This window comes from Methanoplanus endosymbiosus, assembly GCF_024662215.1.
In the GTDB taxonomy this organism is placed as follows: domain Archaea; phylum Halobacteriota; class Methanomicrobia; order Methanomicrobiales; family Methanomicrobiaceae; genus Methanoplanus; species Methanoplanus endosymbiosus.
On sequence record NZ_CP096115.1, the window covers coordinates 1,140,672 to 1,159,113 of the forward strand.

22 protein-coding genes and 2 tRNA genes are annotated in these 18,442 nt (G+C 44.2%); all 24 read right to left on the bottom strand.

Features of this window, described 5'->3' with window-relative positions:
• Nucleotides 1-159 precede the first annotated feature (159 nt).
• The 24 genes from L6E24_RS04775 to L6E24_RS04890 all read right to left on the bottom strand — a co-directional run bounded on the left by L6E24_RS04775 (nucleotide 160) and on the right by L6E24_RS04890 (nucleotide 18,303).
• Entirely contained in the window at nucleotides 160-1,116 is a 957-nt protein-coding gene (locus L6E24_RS04775; RefSeq protein WP_257743577.1) for an EF-Tu/IF-2/RF-3 family GTPase, read from the bottom strand.
• A 97-nt stretch (nucleotides 1,117-1,213) separates the two neighbouring features.
• Nucleotides 1,214-2,383, bottom strand: coding sequence for a histidine kinase N-terminal 7TM domain-containing protein (locus tag L6E24_RS04780; protein ID WP_373021260.1), 1,170 nt, complete (start codon nucleotides 2,381-2,383; stop codon nucleotides 1,214-1,216).
• Nucleotides 2,384-2,544: 161 nt separating this feature from the next.
• Nucleotides 2,545-3,678, bottom strand: coding sequence for an IS200/IS605 family element RNA-guided endonuclease TnpB (gene tnpB / locus L6E24_RS04785; protein ID WP_257743579.1), 1,134 nt, complete (start codon nucleotides 3,676-3,678; stop codon nucleotides 2,545-2,547).
• 229 nt (nucleotides 3,679-3,907) lie between these two features.
• The gene (locus L6E24_RS04790) at nucleotides 3,908-5,596 is read right to left on the bottom strand and encodes a glutamate--tRNA ligase (protein WP_257743580.1); all 1,689 of its coding nucleotides are present in this window, start codon (nucleotides 5,594-5,596) and stop codon (nucleotides 3,908-3,910) included.
• A 3-nt stretch (nucleotides 5,597-5,599) separates the two neighbouring features.
• Nucleotides 5,600-6,565 carry a polyprenyl synthetase family protein gene (locus tag L6E24_RS04795; protein WP_257743581.1) on the bottom strand — a complete coding sequence of 322 codons (966 nt, stop codon included), beginning with the start codon at nucleotides 6,563-6,565 and terminating at the stop codon, nucleotides 5,600-5,602.
• Nucleotides 6,566-6,584: 19 nt separating this feature from the next.
• On the bottom strand, nucleotides 6,585-7,931 hold the full coding sequence (locus tag L6E24_RS04800) for an RNase J family beta-CASP ribonuclease (protein WP_257743582.1): 1,347 nt from the start codon (nucleotides 7,929-7,931) through the stop codon (nucleotides 6,585-6,587).
• 3 nt (nucleotides 7,932-7,934) lie between these two features.
• Nucleotides 7,935-8,987: a type 2 isopentenyl-diphosphate Delta-isomerase gene (gene fni, locus L6E24_RS04805; protein ID WP_257743979.1), complete on the bottom strand. Its 1,053-nt coding sequence runs from the start codon at nucleotides 8,985-8,987 to the stop codon at nucleotides 7,935-7,937.
• A gap of 162 nt (nucleotides 8,988-9,149) precedes the next feature.
• Entirely contained in the window at nucleotides 9,150-9,914 is a 765-nt protein-coding gene (locus L6E24_RS04810; protein ID WP_257743583.1) for an isopentenyl phosphate kinase, read from the bottom strand.
• A complete protein-coding gene (gene mvk / locus L6E24_RS04815; RefSeq protein WP_257743584.1) occupies nucleotides 9,904-10,773 on the bottom strand; it encodes a mevalonate kinase in 870 nt (289 codons plus the stop codon). Before mvk ends, L6E24_RS04810 begins: the two co-directional genes overlap by 11 nt.
• Nucleotides 10,774-10,777: 4 nt before the next feature.
• On the bottom strand, nucleotides 10,778-11,584 hold the full coding sequence (gene amrB, locus L6E24_RS04820) for an AmmeMemoRadiSam system protein B (protein WP_257743585.1): 807 nt from the start codon (nucleotides 11,582-11,584) through the stop codon (nucleotides 10,778-10,780).
• Between the two features lie 17 nt (nucleotides 11,585-11,601).
• Nucleotides 11,602-12,210, bottom strand: coding sequence for a 30S ribosomal protein S2 (gene rpsB / locus L6E24_RS04825; protein WP_257743586.1), 609 nt, complete (start codon nucleotides 12,208-12,210; stop codon nucleotides 11,602-11,604).
• Nucleotides 12,211-12,229: 19 nt separating this feature from the next.
• Complete coding sequence (locus L6E24_RS04830; protein ID WP_257743980.1) at nucleotides 12,230-12,397, bottom strand: DNA-directed RNA polymerase subunit K; 168 nt, start codon at nucleotides 12,395-12,397, stop codon at nucleotides 12,230-12,232.
• 44 nt (nucleotides 12,398-12,441) lie between these two features.
• Nucleotides 12,442-12,514: transfer RNA gene (locus L6E24_RS04835), tRNA-Pro, on the bottom strand.
• Nucleotides 12,515-12,522: 8 nt separating this feature from the next.
• Nucleotides 12,523-12,711 carry a DNA-directed RNA polymerase subunit N gene (locus L6E24_RS04840; protein WP_004076523.1) on the bottom strand — a complete coding sequence of 63 codons (189 nt, stop codon included), beginning with the start codon at nucleotides 12,709-12,711 and terminating at the stop codon, nucleotides 12,523-12,525.
• A 32-nt stretch (nucleotides 12,712-12,743) separates the two neighbouring features.
• Nucleotides 12,744-13,145, bottom strand: a complete 402-nt coding sequence (locus L6E24_RS04845) for a 30S ribosomal protein S9 (protein ID WP_257743587.1) — start codon at nucleotides 13,143-13,145, stop codon at nucleotides 12,744-12,746.
• A 16-nt stretch (nucleotides 13,146-13,161) separates the two neighbouring features.
• Nucleotides 13,162-13,584, bottom strand: coding sequence for a 50S ribosomal protein L13 (locus L6E24_RS04850; protein WP_257743588.1), 423 nt, complete (start codon nucleotides 13,582-13,584; stop codon nucleotides 13,162-13,164).
• A 7-nt stretch (nucleotides 13,585-13,591) separates the two neighbouring features.
• The gene (locus tag L6E24_RS04855) at nucleotides 13,592-13,954 is read right to left on the bottom strand and encodes a 50S ribosomal protein L18e (RefSeq protein ID WP_257743589.1); all 363 of its coding nucleotides are present in this window, start codon (nucleotides 13,952-13,954) and stop codon (nucleotides 13,592-13,594) included.
• A gap of 1 nt (nucleotide 13,955) precedes the next feature.
• Nucleotides 13,956-14,780, bottom strand: coding sequence for a DNA-directed RNA polymerase subunit D (locus tag L6E24_RS04860; RefSeq protein ID WP_257743590.1), 825 nt, complete (start codon nucleotides 14,778-14,780; stop codon nucleotides 13,956-13,958).
• Between the two features lie 3 nt (nucleotides 14,781-14,783).
• The gene (locus tag L6E24_RS04865; protein ID WP_257743591.1) at nucleotides 14,784-15,182 is read right to left on the bottom strand and encodes a 30S ribosomal protein S11; all 399 of its coding nucleotides are present in this window, start codon (nucleotides 15,180-15,182) and stop codon (nucleotides 14,784-14,786) included.
• Nucleotides 15,182-15,730, bottom strand: coding sequence for a 30S ribosomal protein S4 (locus tag L6E24_RS04870; RefSeq protein WP_257743592.1), 549 nt, complete (start codon nucleotides 15,728-15,730; stop codon nucleotides 15,182-15,184). Before L6E24_RS04870 ends, L6E24_RS04865 begins: the two co-directional genes overlap by 1 nt.
• Nucleotides 15,731-15,743: 13 nt before the next feature.
• Nucleotides 15,744-16,193: a 30S ribosomal protein S13 gene (locus L6E24_RS04875; RefSeq protein WP_257743593.1), complete on the bottom strand. Its 450-nt coding sequence runs from the start codon at nucleotides 16,191-16,193 to the stop codon at nucleotides 15,744-15,746.
• Between the two features lie 33 nt (nucleotides 16,194-16,226).
• Nucleotides 16,227-16,311, bottom strand: a tRNA-Ser gene (locus L6E24_RS04880).
• A 115-nt stretch (nucleotides 16,312-16,426) separates the two neighbouring features.
• Complete coding sequence (locus tag L6E24_RS04885; RefSeq protein WP_257743594.1) at nucleotides 16,427-17,410, bottom strand: deoxyhypusine synthase; 984 nt, start codon at nucleotides 17,408-17,410, stop codon at nucleotides 16,427-16,429.
• A 116-nt stretch (nucleotides 17,411-17,526) separates the two neighbouring features.
• Nucleotides 17,527-18,303: a CBS domain-containing protein gene (locus L6E24_RS04890; RefSeq protein ID WP_257743595.1), complete on the bottom strand. Its 777-nt coding sequence runs from the start codon at nucleotides 18,301-18,303 to the stop codon at nucleotides 17,527-17,529.
• Nucleotides 18,304-18,442 lie beyond the last annotated feature (139 nt).

Sequence of the window (18,442 nt, forward strand, 5' to 3'; positions counted from 1 at the left end):
TCTTTAAAATATTAACCCTATCTTTGACTTCGAAAAAGATCGAAGTTAAAATAGAGCACAATTTCCGGAAAAACAGGATTAAAAAGAGAATTAAACAGGAAAAATATGAAAAAAAGATGTCCGTAAATTATTTCCGGAGTTAAATATAAATTTCCGGAGTCATTTCAGATTAACTGTGCCCATTACACGAAGTTTTCCTGAGTCAAGCTGGTGAATCACTGCCCGGTCACCCGGAAGATAGACAATATTCTTATCAAGTTTCAGTGTTATTTCAGGTTTTTTAGGGTCATTGCCTGAGACAGACTCAATCCTGCCGGATACATACTGCATCCAGTGGCCAAGATGAATCACCATTCCGGCTTCAATGGGTGCTGACCAGTATTTCACAATATCAGCCTCTCCGGAGAATGTATCTGTATATTTAACATTGTCATCTGTTGTCAGAACAAATCCGCGGTCGAGGTCATCTGCTGAGATATTTTTCAGAGCCAGACCGACACGGTCACCTGCATGTGCATCGGAGAAGTCATCATCATGCTTCTGAATTGATCTTAGCTGTGCAGTCTTCTCATCCGGAAGAACATTCAGGGAATCATGAACTTTAATTGTACCTTTCACAACCGTGCCAAGAATAACCGTTCCTATCCCCTTTACATTGAAGTGGTGATCTATGGATACAGTGCCGGGACTGTCATCTTTGCTTAACTCAAGGGATGCAGCCTCCTTTAGCAGCATTTCACGGAGAAAGATCGGGTCATCCTCAGAGAATTCGTAGTTCTCAAGGACTGTGCCCTTAATGAGCGGGGCAATCTGGGATTTATCAATATAATTTCTGAGAATGATACAGCCGGATATTATGCCGGCGCAGTCTGCCATCAGTACAGTCTCACCAAACTCAGCAGTGATGCCGTCAACAACAATGATGGCATAATCTGCCATTGATGCAGTATAAAAGAGCGGTGCAAGTTTCTCAGGGTACTTCACAGGTTCGATTAGGGTTACGGTGTCCTCTCCCTTCTTAAGATTGTATAATATTACATCGGACTGTGTTCCTTCCTTTCCGATGGTCTTTGCATACCCGGCACATCCGAGCACAGCTACATTAAGGTTTGGCATAGTGCCTTAATGTTAGAATCTATTGAATAATGATGCTTCTTATTGAGGGCGGTATCAGAGGATAAAATAGAGGGGAAATTTATGTATATAGATCTCATCAGTCCTTAAGTTCCATATCATAATGATTTCTAAGGACTCTTCTGATCTTGTCTGATTTGAGATAATTATTGTCAAGTTCATCAATTATCCGGTCAATTTCACCCGCCTGTTTCAGAATCTCTTTGTTATCCGGATTCTCATCAAGAGAGGAGATGGCCACAATAACAGATAATGGATTTCTGATATGGTCGTTTAAAATTGCCAGCTGTTCCAGATTTTTTTCGATCTGTACAATTGACTTCTTCTCCCTCATATTGCTTTCAAATTCAGATGTCTTATCCCTTAAAAGCAGAATAAATCCGCAATTTACCGCTTCAGGTTCAAGAGGTGCACTCTGAAAGAGAATATATTTTTTCCCGCCATCACCGTCTGTCTCAATAATCTTTCTGACATTGTCTCTGTTTAAATCATATACCATATCCTCTGAAATGTCCTGAAATATATCACTGACACGCAGACCAACCTTATCTTTCGATTTAATCTCCATTATAGTCTCTGCCGATGAATTGATGTCAATTATGACTCCATTTCTGTCTGCAACAATAACTCCCTCAATCATACTCCTGAATACTTTTTTGTAAGCCTCAGGAATTATCTCAGCAAGGGGAACTCTGAATACGCCAATATAGATCATAATTCCGGTTAAAAGAAAGAAGAATGGTGTCAGATCAAAAAGATTATCCGGCGCAAAACCTGTCACAAATATTATATTGCCGATAAACGGAATAAGGGCACCTGCCATAACATAAGAGATCTGCACCCTCTGATGACGCGGGGACGGGATATATGTCCATAACAGGAACAGAAATCCAAGAAATATAAGCAGGTAAGAGTAAAAAATATAGATATAATACCAGGGACCAAAAAATAACGAAATAAAACCAAAACCATCGATGCTATTATATGCAGCATTCACAAAAAGGCCGTGATAACCGTTTGTCAGAATAACTGCCAGTGTCAGAACCGGAATTATGAGAAGGCATGCCAGATTTCTAAGAGAGATGCAACTTTTTCTGCCGGTATAATCAAGGACAAAACAGAGCCATAAAATGGGAACAAATACCCCGGCAAAGAAGGGAAAGACATTGAATAGCATCATAAATGCATAATTAGAATAGTTATATTCAACAGCATAAAATAAAGACCAAAGGGATACAAAGACCATCAGTACTGAAAAAGGAACAGCACCAAGAACATGCTTTTTAGAGGCCGAAAGGTAAGCAAGTGAACTACCTCTGGGCTAAAGACCCAGAGGCTTCCTGCTTCATACCCCAAACCATTGTTCGTAAGTCCACAGGCCCTTCCCCTCGTTCCAAGGGTGTAAAGATATTATATTCCAATTAGATTCTGTTTATCAAAAGCAAATTTCCTGATATTTATTGCGGCATTTATATCCCGGTCATGATGTACCCCACAATCCGGACAAATCCAGTCTCTATCAGATAAAGTCAAATCCCTGTTGTAATATCCACATTCACTACAGATTTTTGTAGATGGTTCAAATTGTCCTATCCGTAAGATAGTTTTACCGTGTTTCTGTGCCTTATATTCTAATTGAGTAACAAATGAACTCCATGATGCATCAGCAATATGTTGTGCCAATTTATGATTTTTTAACATCCCTTCAACATTCAAAGTTTCCAGTGCAATTGCTTGGTTCTCGCATACTAATCTAAAAGAGAGTTTGTGCTGGAAATCGCTTCTTTGATTGTGAATTTTTTCATGAATTTTTGCTACTGCATTTTTTGCTTTATTTCTGTTGTTAGAACCTTTTTGTTTTCTACTCAATCGTTTTTGTAACACTTTCAGTCGGAGAAGTGACTGCTTCAAATATCGGGGATTCTCAATCTTTTCACCATTGGAGAGTATTGCAAAATCTTTGATACCTACATCAATACCCACAGTTGTATCTGCATCAAAATGTTGTACAGGAAGTTGTTCCTGTCCATCATCTATCAGAATACTAATAAAAAATTTGCCCGTTGATGTGACTGACACAGTTGCTGTTTTTTCAGCTCCCTCATATTTCCTGTGTAATTTTGCTTTAACCCATCCAATTTTAGGTAATTTAATTTTATGGGTATCAAAATTCACAATGTAGTGTTGTGGAACTGAAAATGACTGCACTGGATTTTTCCGGGATTTGAATTTTGGAAATCCTTTCTTTTCCCGGAAGAAACGAGTAAATGCATTTTCAAGATTTAACAATGCACTCTGTATTGATTGCGAATTAACATCTTTTATCCAATCATGCTCTGATTTCAAATCAGGTAGCATTTTTTGTAATGCAAATCTCGATATTGATTTTCCATCTGTTTCATAAGTTCGGATTTTATTTTCCAGACCCCAATTGTAGATAAACCTACAGGCACCGAAATGCTGAAAGAACATTTTCTCCTGTTCTTTGTTAGGATAGATTCGGTATTTGTAGGCCCTCAACATATAGATTTGGTTTGATTTCAACCCCCCATATATTTTCTTGTAAAACTACAATTACGAAATATATATATGAGAACAAAGATGATGTCGCTTACATCCCCTTGGCTAAAGACCAAGGGGATTTACGCTAAATTTTTAAAAGTGAAATTAATGATGTAAATATTAAAAATAAGTACAGATAGATTATACTATTCTCCCCCTTAACAGTCCTCCCCGGATGTTAATACAGTAAAATAGTATATAATATTATTGTTCACCGGTGGGTGAAGTATGCAGTTACATTGTCACCACTGACAGAATCAATCCTTACAAAACCAACTCTCTCAAACTGCACTTCCTCTCCTGCCATATCCTTAACACCTTCTTCACACAACCCTTCAATGTCACCGTCAGGTCTCTTCATCCGGCAGGGCACAGAAGCCCTGCCATAGGGCAGCCACTGAATAATTGATGCATGCTTCTCCTTTGCCTCTTCAAGTGAATCTCCGGCATAAGTGATGAGGATCACTCCATCTTTCTCTGTAATTGTTACATTGAAGAGATCCTTAAGCCTGACAAAGGATTTTCCTGCAATATCTCCTGGTGAGAGATGAAGCTTGCCTGTAAAATCAAGCTTTCTGACACCTCTTGAACTGTCATTCGGATAAAGGGGAATTTCAGCGGTTTTTGAAGGTGCACCGGAGATCTCAAATGTCACAGGTTCAGGGACAAAAAAATAACGGTTTGCAACCGGATCAATTATCGCCTTATTTTCGGCAAAGAGATTCTCCCATGAGAAGTTTATATCAGTCTGGCCGACTCCGAGATCAACCATCGCCTTCCTGACAGCTTCAGGCTTAATACCCCTTCGTGCAATTGCCTTTAAGGTTCCAAGCCTGATATCGTCCCATCCGGTATAAGTGCCATCCGAAATTCCGGCCTTCATCGCTGAAGTTGACAGTACCACATCTCCGACTGACATACGCCCATAGTGGTAGTACTCCGGCTGTTTCCACCCGAAATAATCATAGATATAGCCCTGCCGTCTGGTATTGGCGATGTGATCCTTGCCCCTGATGACATGGGTCATCCCAAGCAGGTGGTCATCCACAACGACTGATAAGTTCATCATCGGATAGACAGTTACATCTTTTCTGGGATGAGGTGGAGAATCCACAACCCTGAATATTGAAAAGTCCCTCATTGCAGGATCAGGATGCTCAACGTCAGTCTTAACCCTGACTGTAACAGTGCCTTCAGCAAATCCTCCGGCAAGCATCTTATCCCACTGCCTGAGATTTTCCTCAACGGAGTTGTCCCTGCACGGGCAGGGTTTCTTACTGTTTTTAAGCTCCCTGAAACTTTCGGCATCACAGGTGCAGATATAGGCACCGCCTATCTCAATCAGTTTCCGGCCGTGCTCATAATATATATCAAACCTGTCGCTCTGATAGACAATATCTGTAATATTTAAGCCAAGCCATGTGATGTCATCCAGGAGAAGTTTATAATTTTCAGGCTCAACACGCCTCGGATCAGTATCCTCAATTCTCAGAACATACTTTCCGCCATATTTCCGGACGTAATAATCATTGAGATATGCAGCCCTTGCATGACCAAGGTGAAGAGGCCCGCTTGGATTGGGTGCAAAACGCATCACAACGCCATTGTCACCAACATTCTTAAGCTCACGGAGAGGTTCCTTCTCCTTCTTCTCCTTCTTTTCGGTGAGGAGCTCAGGAGCAATAGCCATCAGCTTCTCCTTTCTCTCTTCCGGCGGGAGAGCCTCAACTTCGGATAAGACATCCTTAAGGATGGCAGACATCTCCTTTGCCTGCGTTCGGAATTCCGGATGTTTACCCATAAGCATGCCAAGAACAGTGCCGGCTTTTGGCACATTCTCATGCTGGACGGCATTTAAGAGGGCATGCCTGAAAAAAAAATCGCGTGGATCTAAAGACATTGCCTAAAATCCTCTGTTAATAAAATAATCTGTAATCTGGCAGAGGAGATCCTTCTCCTCACAGTCATCAAAGACTAAAAGCATCTGTTTTGCCTTCTTAACGTGCTCCATTGCAGTATTTCTGGTCTCCTCAATGACACCTGATTCAGTTAGTATGTCAATGGCCTCCTGAATCTCTTCATCGGTTAAGGATTCCTTCCTGTACTTTGAGAGATCAATGCCCTTCTCCTTTGCAAGAATTGCAATGAGTGTTTTTTTACCCTCGCGAAGATCCGAAGCCCTGTCCTTTCCGGTCTTCTCAGTCTCACCCATAAAGTCAATTAAGTCATCCTGGATCTGAAAGGCAATGCCACTGTGATAGCCCCAGTCATAAAGGGCCGAAACCTCTTTTTTACTGCCGCCTGCAAGCGTTGCACCTATTGATGCAGCAGCAGCATATAATTTTCCGGTCTTCTTGCCGACCATATCGATATATTCAAAGGAATCCACATCATCACGTGACTCAAATGACATATCCTCATGCTGACCCTGGCAGATCTCAACACAGGTTCTTGCAAGAATAGCAACACTGTGAACCTTTGCAAGATTGTCAGCAAGGCAGTTTGTGATAAGCTCAAATGCCTCAGCATAGAGAACATCCCCGGCAAGAATTGCTGTAGGTTCATCCCATTTTACATGAACAGTAGGTGCACCTCTCCTGACGGAATCGCCATCCATTATATCATCATGGACAAGGGTGAAAGTATGCGTAACCTCAAGGGCAAGAGCTGCCGGGAGTATATCCAGTGATCTGCCTTTAGAAACGAGATCAGCTGCAAGTAATGTCACCGCAGGCCTTAGCCTCTTGCCGCCCGCAAGAAGTAGATGGCTGCTTGCTTTCCCAAGCTGAGTAGGAAGCCCTCCAAATTGCCTGTTCAGTTCAAGATCCACAAGTTCAGCAGTTTTATCAAGATATTCTTCAAGTTTCATGGGATTTCCTCACATCAAATTATTTACTGACATTTACTCTCATACCGTTTCTTAAGATGTGTATATCATTATTTAAGGTATATCCGCAATCCTCTGCAAACCGGACATATGCCCCGGTCATATCAATATCACCGTGGGACGGGATGATATGCTGCGGATTGAAGAGATGAATCACCTCATAATGATCTTCCTTCTGGGCGTGACCGCTCACGTGAAGCTCTTCAAAGATACGTGCACCCTTCATCTTCAGGAATGTCTCCTGATGATATCTCTGACCATAGTTCATCGGATTAGGAATAATCTTTGCACTGTACATGATCTTATCACCTTTATCGACCCTGTAAGGCGTATTTCCGGCTGCAAGCCTTGTTAATATTGCACCCGGCTCACCCTGATGTCCGGTGACGATTGGCACGTACTTGTCCTTGCCCTCCTTCATAATCCTTCTGAACATCCGGTCAACAGTCTTCCTGTTGCCATACATTGAGACAGTATCCGGAAATCCTACCAGCTTCATCTGCTCTGCTGTTGAGGAATATCTCTCCATTGACCGTCCGAGCAGCACAGGTTTTCTGCCGATCTCATGGGCACACTCTGCAATGGTCTTTACACGGGCGATATGGGATGAAAAAGTGCTGACCATCATGGCGCATTTATCATCCTCATAACTTGTCATAACATCCCTGACAAGCTTATGGGCAACCTTCTCACTTGGGCATCTTCCCGGAAGGCTTACATTTGTACTCTCAACAATGAGTGCTAAAACACCCTCACGCCCAAGTTCTGCCATTCTGGCAAAGTCCGGCGGGTTTCCAAGCACTGGTGTTCTGTCAAGCTTGAAATCGTTTGCATATACAATAATTCCGGCAGGGGTATGTAAAACCGCCATTGCAGTATCAATTATACTGTGCTGGACATTGACAAATTCAAGGCTTATATCCGGAGTTATCTGGTACCTGTACTTCTTTCCGGCATTCAGCGCGAATACCTTATTATTGACACCAAACTTCTTCTCGCCTTCAATCTGCTGTTCGATAAGTTTTGCTGTGTAGGGTGTTCCGATGATTGGGGCATTATAGCGGTGCGCAAGCTTTGGAATTGCACCGATATGGTCAAGATGTCCGTGTGTGCAGACTATAGCCTTCACACTGCCCTCGACAGTATTCATAATAGTGTCATCAGGAATAGCCTTCATCTCAATGAGATCAAGGGAATGCATATTTTCTACTTCAGCATCCTCATGAATCATTATCTGGTCAAGGCGAAGACCCATATCAAAAATTACTATATCCTTTCCTACGCGGACGGCTGTCATATTACGTCCGACTTCTCCATAACCGCCCACGGCAATTATTTCTACTTCCATATTTTATTCATCTCCATATATTTTCATCTGAGCCGTCTTTCCCGTAATATAAGTCCTGACCTCTGACAGTTCAGCTAAATTTTCTGAGCCGGTCAGGTACATGGCAACGGTAAGTTCACGGTTTATAAGTTCAATCTCTTCAAAGAGCGCCTCACGCGATTTCATGGCCGGTTTTAAAAGCTTTAACGCCATGCCGCCGAGTGCTGCCCCCAGTGCAACTGATTTTGCAATATCTATTCCGGACTTTAAACCTCCGGTTGCTATAACAGGCACACCACAGTCCGCAACTTCCATTAAGGAGACTGCAGTCGGAATGCCCCAGTTATTAAAGTCATCACCCATACGGGCCAGAAGTTTCTCAGCCCTGAGCGCTTCAACAGCTGCCCACGATGTGCCTCCAAGTCCTCCGGTATCTATGGCAGAGACTCCTGCGTCACAGAGCAGTTTTGCAGACTCACCTGATATTCCACATCCTGTCTCCTTAACGATGACAGGATATTTAGAAGACAGGCAGAGATCCCTGACAGCCTGAAGGCATCCGCCGGAATCATGATCACCCTCTGGCTGAATTGCCTCCTGAAGCGGATTTAAGTGAATACATAAAGCCTGTGCATCAATCATCTCCACAGCACGATCTGCCCACTCAGGGCCTTTGTCTGCAAGCTGAACTGCACCAAGATTCCCGCATAAAAATGCATGGGGTGCACTCTCACGGACTATTGTAAAACTGTCCTCAAGTTCCGGGTTTTCAAGCGCAGCACGCTGAGAACCGACACCCATGCCAATATTAAAATGCTCTGCCGCCTCTGCAAACCTTGCGTTCACCTCAGCGGTATCACTATGCCCGCCAGTCATTGCGGCAATAAACAGCGGCGATGAAAGACTATAACCAAGAAATTCAGTGCCTCTGTCAATCTTATCCATATCACACTCAGGGAGTGCATTATGAACAAGCCTTATGTCCTCAAAACCTGAAAAACCTGATTCAACCGGTTTTTCACAGCATATCTCAAGATGCTCCCTCTTCCTTGAGGACGTATATCCGGATTTATCTATTATTGTCACCTCTTATATCTCCGGATTATTGGCATTATTGCGGCTGAAAAGCCGAATTTTCCGGATATTTGCGGATATATTACTGTGATAAGACCTGAACCGGATTAGCCGGGATCAAATCCTTCCCTGATCCCTTAACATATTACTGCTGCAATGCAAATGCTAACGGCTTTTGGTCACCACAGTTCCGCCATGGCTGCGCCCGTCCAGGAAATCACCGAGGCGATCTATATGGAATATACTGGAAGTTATCCCGGCTTCAGAAAGCAGAAGAAGTTCTTCTATTTTACCTTTCATCCCACCAGTCACATCGGTATTTCCTGAATCATTGAATGTCAGATCTGCAATTGACTCTGAGTCTATTGTCTCTATTACACTGCCGTCTTTGAGAACACCAGAGACATTGGTTGCAAGCCCGATCCTGTCAACTGCCATATTCCCTGCAAGGTAACTGACAAGTTGATCGCCTGATACAATACAGGCACCCTGACCCAGGTCCATCACAACATCCCCATGCAGAACAGGGACAATGCCATGACGAACCAGCATTTCAACAGGACCAAGCTCAAATGATATTAGACGTCCGTTTTTTGCGGTACATGCATCAAGCGGGTGAATGCCTACTGCCTCCACTCCACTGGCACGAAGCGCATCTACCACTCTCTCATTCAGTTTCCTGACTGCCGCATGAGTGATAAATATACCTGATTTATTATTAGGATCCAGGCCTTTATCAATATGATGTTCCTTCGCTTCCGGATGACCACATGATCCTGCACCGTGGATGATAACCGGAAAGATCTCCTTTCTGACGGAAATCTCTTTTGCAACCGCAGAAATCCTCTCTTCATCGATCATGCATCGCCCGGATTTGTCAGTGATGACACTGCCACCCAGTTTCAGAATAATCACTTCTCTAACTGTCATTCTCTGTCCTCACTCCGTCTGTATCTATTGACGTAATTATCGCCCTGCCTTCTGCCGCCTCTATCGCCTTTGCAATACGGTTCTTTGATCTCTTTGGACAGAGTGCAATCATGCAACCGCCACCTCCGGCACCGGTCATCTTTGCGCCATATGCGCCCGATGTACGTGCGGCAGTCACAAGGCGGGTGAGCATTGGATGGCCGACTCCGAGTGCCTCAAGGAGAGCATGATTGACATCCATATAACGCCCAAGAGTCTTCTGGTTATGGAAATTATGCAGTGATCTGATAGTGACCGCCTCAATGGCATCAAGTATTGGATCAACCACATACGGATTGTTCCGCCTGAATTCACCAACCATAGCAACAAGTTCAGCTGTCTTATGGGACACCATGGTGTTGCCGATGACAAGATTGAGGTTTTCAGGCGGAAGGATTCTCCTTTTATTGTCCTTCACCAGAACAAGGCCGCCATATGTGGAGACAAAGGTATCAGTGGGACTGGCTCTCCCGCGCTGTACCTTCTTCTCTATCTTAAAGGCAGTTGAGGCAATATGTGACCTGTCCATGCCAAGGTTATACTCCTCATTAATTGCTGAAAGTGTCGCAACAGTAACAGCAGCAGATGATCCAAGTCCTGAAGATGACGGCAGCTGCGAATGTATATAAGCACTCCCGTTAACTCCGGTGAGATCAAAACAGTTCTCAATATAGGGAGAATTTACCCTGGGAGGGTTTTTGCCCCTTCTGACCGTAACAAAGACTCTGGGTTTAATACCCATCGCAATGCCGGGTTTACCAAAGACTACTGCATGTTCACCAAAAAGAAATACCTTGCCGGGTGCGCTGCAGGTAGCCATACTGTTAAACCACCGCTAATGAAGCATAACCTACGACCTGACTGCGATCGCCGTTAATATCGCCGCTTGTACTGTAATGAAGCTTAATTGCTCTCTTTGCACCAAGCCTCTTTGAAACCTCAGCCATAACCGTAATCGGGCCATAACCGCATGCCGAGATGCCTTCATCAATAATTCTCTGATAAAATTCAGCAGTATCAAGATTTAAGAGTGCATCAATGGCATAGTTGTCAAGCATTCTGGCCTCCTTATCAGGGATATAATGGGAAAAATCCGACGAAGCGATTATTTTCACAGGACTTTCTGACAACTCAACAGCTCTGAAAACCTTCTCTGCAACAGACAGTGAATTCCTGCGTGTCTGACTGCCCATAAGGATTGGCACAATTTTGCAGTCCGGAAAACGGTACTTGATGAACTGCATCTGGACCTCAAGAGAATTCTCCTTCTTCCTGTGTGCGTAATTGTCCACCGGAATGTCAAGATTTTTTATGAAATCGTTGTCATTTTTAAGTGTCCCAAGAGGTGTCTCCCAGTTTTCAGAGGATACACAGTCAGGATAACCGGTATGGCTCGGCCCTATAACAACAAAAGTACCCGTAAATTCTTTGGGGATTGCTGAAAAGGCGTATGCTGATGTCTGTCCGGAGAATATAATTCCTGCGTGCGGTGATACAACGCCGAAGGGTTCGGGAAGTGCGGAAAGTGATTTATCAGGAATATTTGCAAAAAAAGATTTCAGTTGTTTTCTCAGAACAGAAGATTCCGCCGGATAAAAACTGCCGGCAAGAGTGCTCCTGCGTAATTCCATTAGGCTTTTCCCCCGGATTATAACTCTGCTTCAAAATCTTCAGGTGTAAGTGAAGTTGCAATGCCGCGTTTGCTCATTACTTCCTTTGCAAGGAGGTAATAGACAAGACTGAGGGCCTTTCTTCCCTTGTTGTTTGTCGGGATTACAAGATCAATGTACTTGGTAATATTGTTTGTATCACAGAGTGCAACAATAGGCACGCCACACTGGACAGCCTCGTTTATTACCTGAAGATCTCCGATTGGATCTGTTACTATTACAACATCAGGTTCGATGTATTCCCTGATGCTCTGATTGGTTAAAAGTCCCGGAATAAACCTTCCGACCTTTGAAACACCGCCGACAGCCTCTGCAAACTTTCTTGCAGGATACTGGCCGTACTGGCGTGATGTGACAACAAGCACCTTTGCAGGATCAAATTTAGCAATAAATTCTGCTGCGACTTTAATGCGCTCATCTGTCTGCTGAATGTCAAGGATGTAAAGTCCGTCTCCCCTTACGCGGTAAATGAACTTTTTCATATCCTGGCTCTTCTGCTGAGTTCCGATATGAACTCCGGCAGCCAGATATTCTTCTACAGGTACAAGTGATTCTTTCAGTTCAATCTCTATTTCATTTGAATTCAATATTACATCAGCTCCAGTACTATTTTCTCTTTACGGTAATGGGAATGACACCTGTTTCATACTCCTCAAGAGCGATCTCAAGCGGATCAATCCTGTCTGTCTTAACCAGAAGAGGTGCGCCCATTGATATCTGAAGAGAGCGTGCACCTACAATTCTGGCTCTCTCATATCTGGTGTATGTTTCCATCATAATCCCATAAAATCTGTATTTCTTTTTTTTAAATCTGACAATGGGGTCGCTGAGATTCGAACTCAGGTTACAGCATCCCGAACGCCATAGGATTCCAGGCTACCCCACGACCCCTCATAAATTTATTGGTAAGGGTTGAGATCATCAATGATCTCTTTATGGGTGAGCAGCATCCTCCTGCAACAGTAGCGCTCAAGCCCCAGATCATCAAGGATATCCCTGATCTCCTCACCGGCATCTCTTCTTTTCTTAAACTCTTCATAGTAAACGGAAACTACTCTTCCGCATGTAAAGCACCGGACCGGAATCATTTTTTGATCTCTCCCTTATAATTTTATCTGTTCTAACGATAAGACTTCTGGAATTTCTTCCTTGCACCACGGCCGTGCGGCTTTTTGGCTTCTTTCTGGCGTGAGTCATTGACAAGGAGTGTTCTGTCATATACAAGATATGCATCCTTAATCCTTGGATCATTGTGCCAGTTTACAATTCCACGTGCAATTGCCGTCCTTACAGCTTCAGCCTGGCCCATGTAGCCCCCGCCTGAAACATCAATAGTTACATCAACATCATCTGTTGAACCGGGGAAGAGAAGGATTGGCTCTGAAATTTTCATACGTGCAATTTCAGTGCTGTAGATTTCAAGGGGGATGGAATTAATTCTGATTCTTCCTTTCCCTTCCTTAAAGGTAGCCCTTGCAATTGCAGTCTTCTTTTTTCCGCTTGTGTTAATAATCTTAGACATATTATTCAAAGCCCCCTTAGAACTTTGCTCCAAGAATACTGCTTATTGTTCCGACAGCCACATATTTTGGTGTTGAAAGACCATCAATGTGGGCAGATTCAATAGTTTCGGCTTCTATGTCTGCAAACTCTTCAGGCACACCAACATAGACCTTGATACGGGCTAATGCCTCAATACCACGCTCTCTTTTATAAGGTACCATACCTCTGATGGTGCGTTTTACGATATGATCAGGCCTTCTTGGATAGAATGGTCCGCCTTCTCTGGAACCACGCTTCCTCTTCTGATCATAGTCTGCAAGAACACGGGCTTTTGCGCCGGAAATAACTGCAGATTCTGCATTGATTATTGCAAATTCCTCACCCTGAAGTGAACGTTTTGCAACAGTGCTTGCAAGTCTTCCAAGGCGCAGACCGGCTGCATCGATTACTGTAACCATTCTTAATTCACCTCAGAATCCTTACGCTTTTACCCTCGGGGTTTGACTTTACGAGGTCTTCTATGGTCATGCAGGTGCCATTGGCATTTTTAATCTTGTCAATGGCTGATTCGCTGAAGTTTAGTGCCGCAACAGTAACTCCTGATGAAAGCACACCGCTTCCAAGGACCTTGCCGGGAACTATTACAGTTTCGCCTTCGCGTGCGTATCTGCTGATTTTATTCAGATTAACTTCAGCGTGGTTTCTGGAGGGAGCCTCCAGCCTTTTTGCAATCTCACGCCATACACCTGCATCATTGGTCCTTGATGCATCCTTTAGAGTTGCAACCAGGGCAGAGTAGCGCGGATTTGTCTTAGTAGCTATCTTCATTTTAGATCGCTCCTGAAATGTCGCTTAATACATCCACCAGGCCACGTGATTTATTCCCGATTATATCCAGTGCACGGGTCATAATTTCCTTTACAGGCATTGAACCGTCACTTTCAACTACAAATATATATTTGCTGTCATGGGGATTAACACGTATCGCCGGCTCGTCTCCGATATCACTTGCCATACAGGCCTTTTCACAAAGCCTGCACATGGAACAGTCTTCCAGTCTGCTGTCAATGACTGACACTGCCTTACTACCGGCTTTAAGGACACTTCTCGGGCACTGCTCTATGCATTTCCCGCACCCGTCACAGTGATCGCTCACTTCAATGACAGGATATGCCTTATATCCACATGCAAGTGTCGGCTGCCACTTTGCATGTTCCATACCGGTATTCAGTTCTGCCCTTGCTTCAAGGACAACCTTCTGATCTTCGTCCAGTTTTACAATAGGAATGTCGGGGCTGACAGGGACTGCACGCGGATTCTGGGGAACCAAATCTCCGGACATTACAATTCCCGGACCTTCAACACTCAGGGTAAATACTGCCTGGCACTGTGAGCATCCTGCGCCTTCGCAGGAGCACTCGTCTCTTCTGACATATTCTGAAAGGTCTGTTGTAATCGGAATCAGGCCAAGGCGGTGAGTGAGAATTTCATCGAAGAGTGCACTGTTGTTGTCATACAGAAACACATCTTCGATTGCAAGTGTAGGCACATCTGTGATCATTGCCCTTCTGAAGGAATTTGCAAAAGCAAATGTAGTACCTTTCAGAATAAATTTTGCAGCATTCTCATCAAGCCTGCTGAATGTGATTTCCATTAATCAGACTCTCCTGCCCCTTCTTCCACCTTTAGCACGAATGCTGTCGTGTGGAACAGGTGTTACATCCTCAATACGGCCGATTCTCATTCCGGCACGTGCAAGAGCACGGATTGCTGCCTGTGCTCCGGGACCGGGACTGCGCTGTTTGCCACGTCCAGGTGCACGCACCTTTACATGGACACCGACAATACCCTTGTCCTTTGCTGCATTTGCAACATTGATTGCCATCTGCATTGCCGCATAGGGAGAGCTTTCATTACGTGCCTGCTTTACAACCATTCCACCACTTGATTTGGTGACGGTTTCTGCACCGGAAAGATCTGTAACTGTAATAACTGTATTGTTAAACGAAGCAAAAATATGAGCTACGCCCCATTTCTCTTTTGAATCTTCTGCCATTACTGTCTGCCTCCGGACATGATGCGACCGCGCTCAGGGTGTGCTTCACCAGTGAATGGAGAGTTGCCGTAATAAACTACTTCGGACTCCTCTGATTTCCTGATTCTGCATCCCGGAATTGTAACTTTTCTCCCGTTAACAGCCACATGACCGTGTGTGATCATCTGACGTGCCTGTTTAGGCGAGCGTGCAAGACCTTTTCTGTACACGACAGTCTGAAGACGGCGTTCAAGTTCATTTTCGGTCTTCATTGCCAGCACATCGCCGATACCTGCTCCTTCAGGAAGAAGGCCGTATTTTGCAAGATGGCCAAGAAGCTCATCTTCCTTTCTTGCAATAAGTGCTTCATCAGTCACACTTGATTTAAGAGCAAGAAGGTCACGGGCTGCACGGCGGTAGCGCCTTAATGTACTCTGGGCTTTCCAGAGTTCACGCTTGTTTCTGAGACCGAATTCAATGACAAGACGGTTCTCATCATCAATACGGCTCTTCTCAAAGCGCCTCTTTGGTGTTTCATACTGCTTGTGATTTTTACCAGGATATACCATTTAAACCACCCGATTATTTCTTCTTCCTGCTGACACCGACAGTCGATCCTCTTCTTCCTGAGGACTTGGTGCGCTGTCCGCGTACTTTCTGACCGGTCTCGTGACGGATACCACGGTAACAGCGAATCTTGCGCATCCTGTTGATGTCATCCTCAAGAGTCAGGCTGAGATCTGAACCGAGAAGCTGTTTTGCCTCTCCGGTATAGACATCCTTCTGACGGTTGAGCATCCATACAGGAACAAGATTCTGATAATCTGTCACCACATTGCGAATGCGGCCCACAATCTCCTCATCGAGAAGACCAAGGGTTGCACGCGGATCCGCACCTGCCATATCTGAAATTACAGCAGATGTGTGCATGCCGATTCCCGGAAGGCCGGTAAGTGCAATCTGAACGGATTTTGTTCCGTCAAGATCGGCATTTTCAATCCTTACAAAGTAATTAATCTCTTGTTCTTCCATTCAATAGCCTCACAATGAGATTTGCTCTAAAAGCGCTGAGGGAGGGATTTGAACCCTCGAGTCCCAGGGGGACACGGGGTTAGCAACCCCGCGCCATGCCAGGCTTGGCTACCTCAACAGAGTAATCTCGCATCTTACGACACTCGCGATAACAGGTATCGCTCCATGAATGTTGCTTAATTAGATATGACAAATATGTTATTAAGGGTTGTGGTATAGTGATACCGGATCAGCTACTCAAAGAAGGATTTCATATCCGGAATACCGGCCCGGAGAGGTTTTCTCTCAGTAAGTGCCGAGACAATGAGCGGGAGCGCGATTGTGGCATCGGCAAAACACTGGACGCGGAATGAGTCCGGCGCTTCCTTGCCCCAGCTGATGGCCTCTTCAAATGTGCAGCCCGAAAGTCCGCCCCAGTGCGGCGCATCTGTTGTGTACTGGATGGCATACTGGTGGCCGTCGGTATTTCTCTCATGTATTCCTGCAATGACATGGGTCTGCTGAATAAAATTCTTCGGGACACCTCCGCCGACATATATCACCCCTGTGCGAACCGAATTTTCGATGACTGTGGTTATCTCATCAACATCAGCGATCTGATCGACCGATATCTCAATGCCCCTTCTCCTCGCCATCAGAGCAGCTATCCCGACTGATGAATCACAGAGGGCCGGAATGAATACCGGAATTTTAGCTTTTGCACATTCATTTAACACAGACTCTCCGGCAGGGTTCTTACCTCCAAGCCAGACACCCAGTTTCTCCATCAGAACACGGGACGAGGCATTGAATGGAGAGATCTCTTCAATAAAAGAAGCTATTTCAGATTCAATACCACGGAACTGGTCATCATATGCAAAGACATCGTAGATACGATCAATACCCTTTGAAAAGAGTTCACAGTCATCAGCATTGTGGTGGCCCATATAGTGGCGCACACCCAGGTGTTCACAGGTATCATGAAACATATTCGCCCCGGTTGAGACAATACCATCAATATATCGGTTTTTAATAAGTTCTATGACGCATTTCTGCATTCCCGCAGGGATCATTGCACCTGATAGTCCAAGAAGGATGATGCAGTCCGGATCATCTATCATTTTCTTCCAGACTTCAAGTGATTCCCCCAGTTTTCTGCCCTGAAAACCGGTTTTTCCCATCCCTTCGATCAGTCCGGCAACACTTCCGGACGGTGATACTGACGTTGCTCTTTTCATGATTCTGATAATTAATAAAGAGAGATATGATAAAAAAAGATTCGATTGAGACGGAGCACTAAATATTCAATTGTAATGAAATATAAAAAAAGAAAATAATTTAGATTATTCCGGACTTAAAGCGCAACAATAAGGCTGTCCTTAGAGACCATACCTACAAGTTTGCCTTCCTTTGTTACCGGAACCGAGCTGATGTTTTTGCCGACAATAAGATCAATTGCTTTTGCAACATCTTCGGTTATCTCCATCGTAAGTGCAGGTGATGTCATTATATCACTGACATAAAGATTTCTGACCTGCTGCTCCTGATGCTTCTCACCGACTGATTCTCTGAATTCCATCATGGATTTTGCCACGTCAGTCTCAGTAACAATACCGATGATATTGCCTTCCTCAGTTACAACGAACTTTGCAGCTTTCTCATCAATCATTCTCCTGCGGAGGTGAACGACACGCTCACCAGGGTTGATGCTGTGAGGGTTCTGCATCAGGCTCTCAACTGAACCTTCAGGAACCATGACCTTTAACAGATCTGTTGAATCCACCTTTCCGACAGGTTTATGCTCTTCATCAAGTACAACAACGATCTTGTATCTCTGAAGCAGAGGGATGAGAATCTGTGCCTCTTCATCAGAATAGACTGAAGTGAAGTCATCATCTGCCCGGTTTACAACATGGATCTTTGTTGGCGGCAGGGAAGAGGTTTTTTTGCTTCCGAGAGTCTCTGCAATTGCCTTTCTTGAGATTGTACCTGTTACAACTCCGTTATTGGTTACGATCAGTGGATCGGCACCTTCAGATAACATTTTGTCTAGTGCTTCAGTTATTGGTGCTGATTTTGCTATTGTGACTGGCCTGGACATTACATCCTTTACAAGGGTTTTTTCATTCATTTTTTTAACCTCAAATCGGATTTGCATAAGTTATTGGTTATTTTTCATCATCCGTATCACAGGCATTTCAAAAATATGCCATTATGAAGGCAGATATATACTTTAACTCAGAGTATCATGGCGGAGAATTCATAGAATT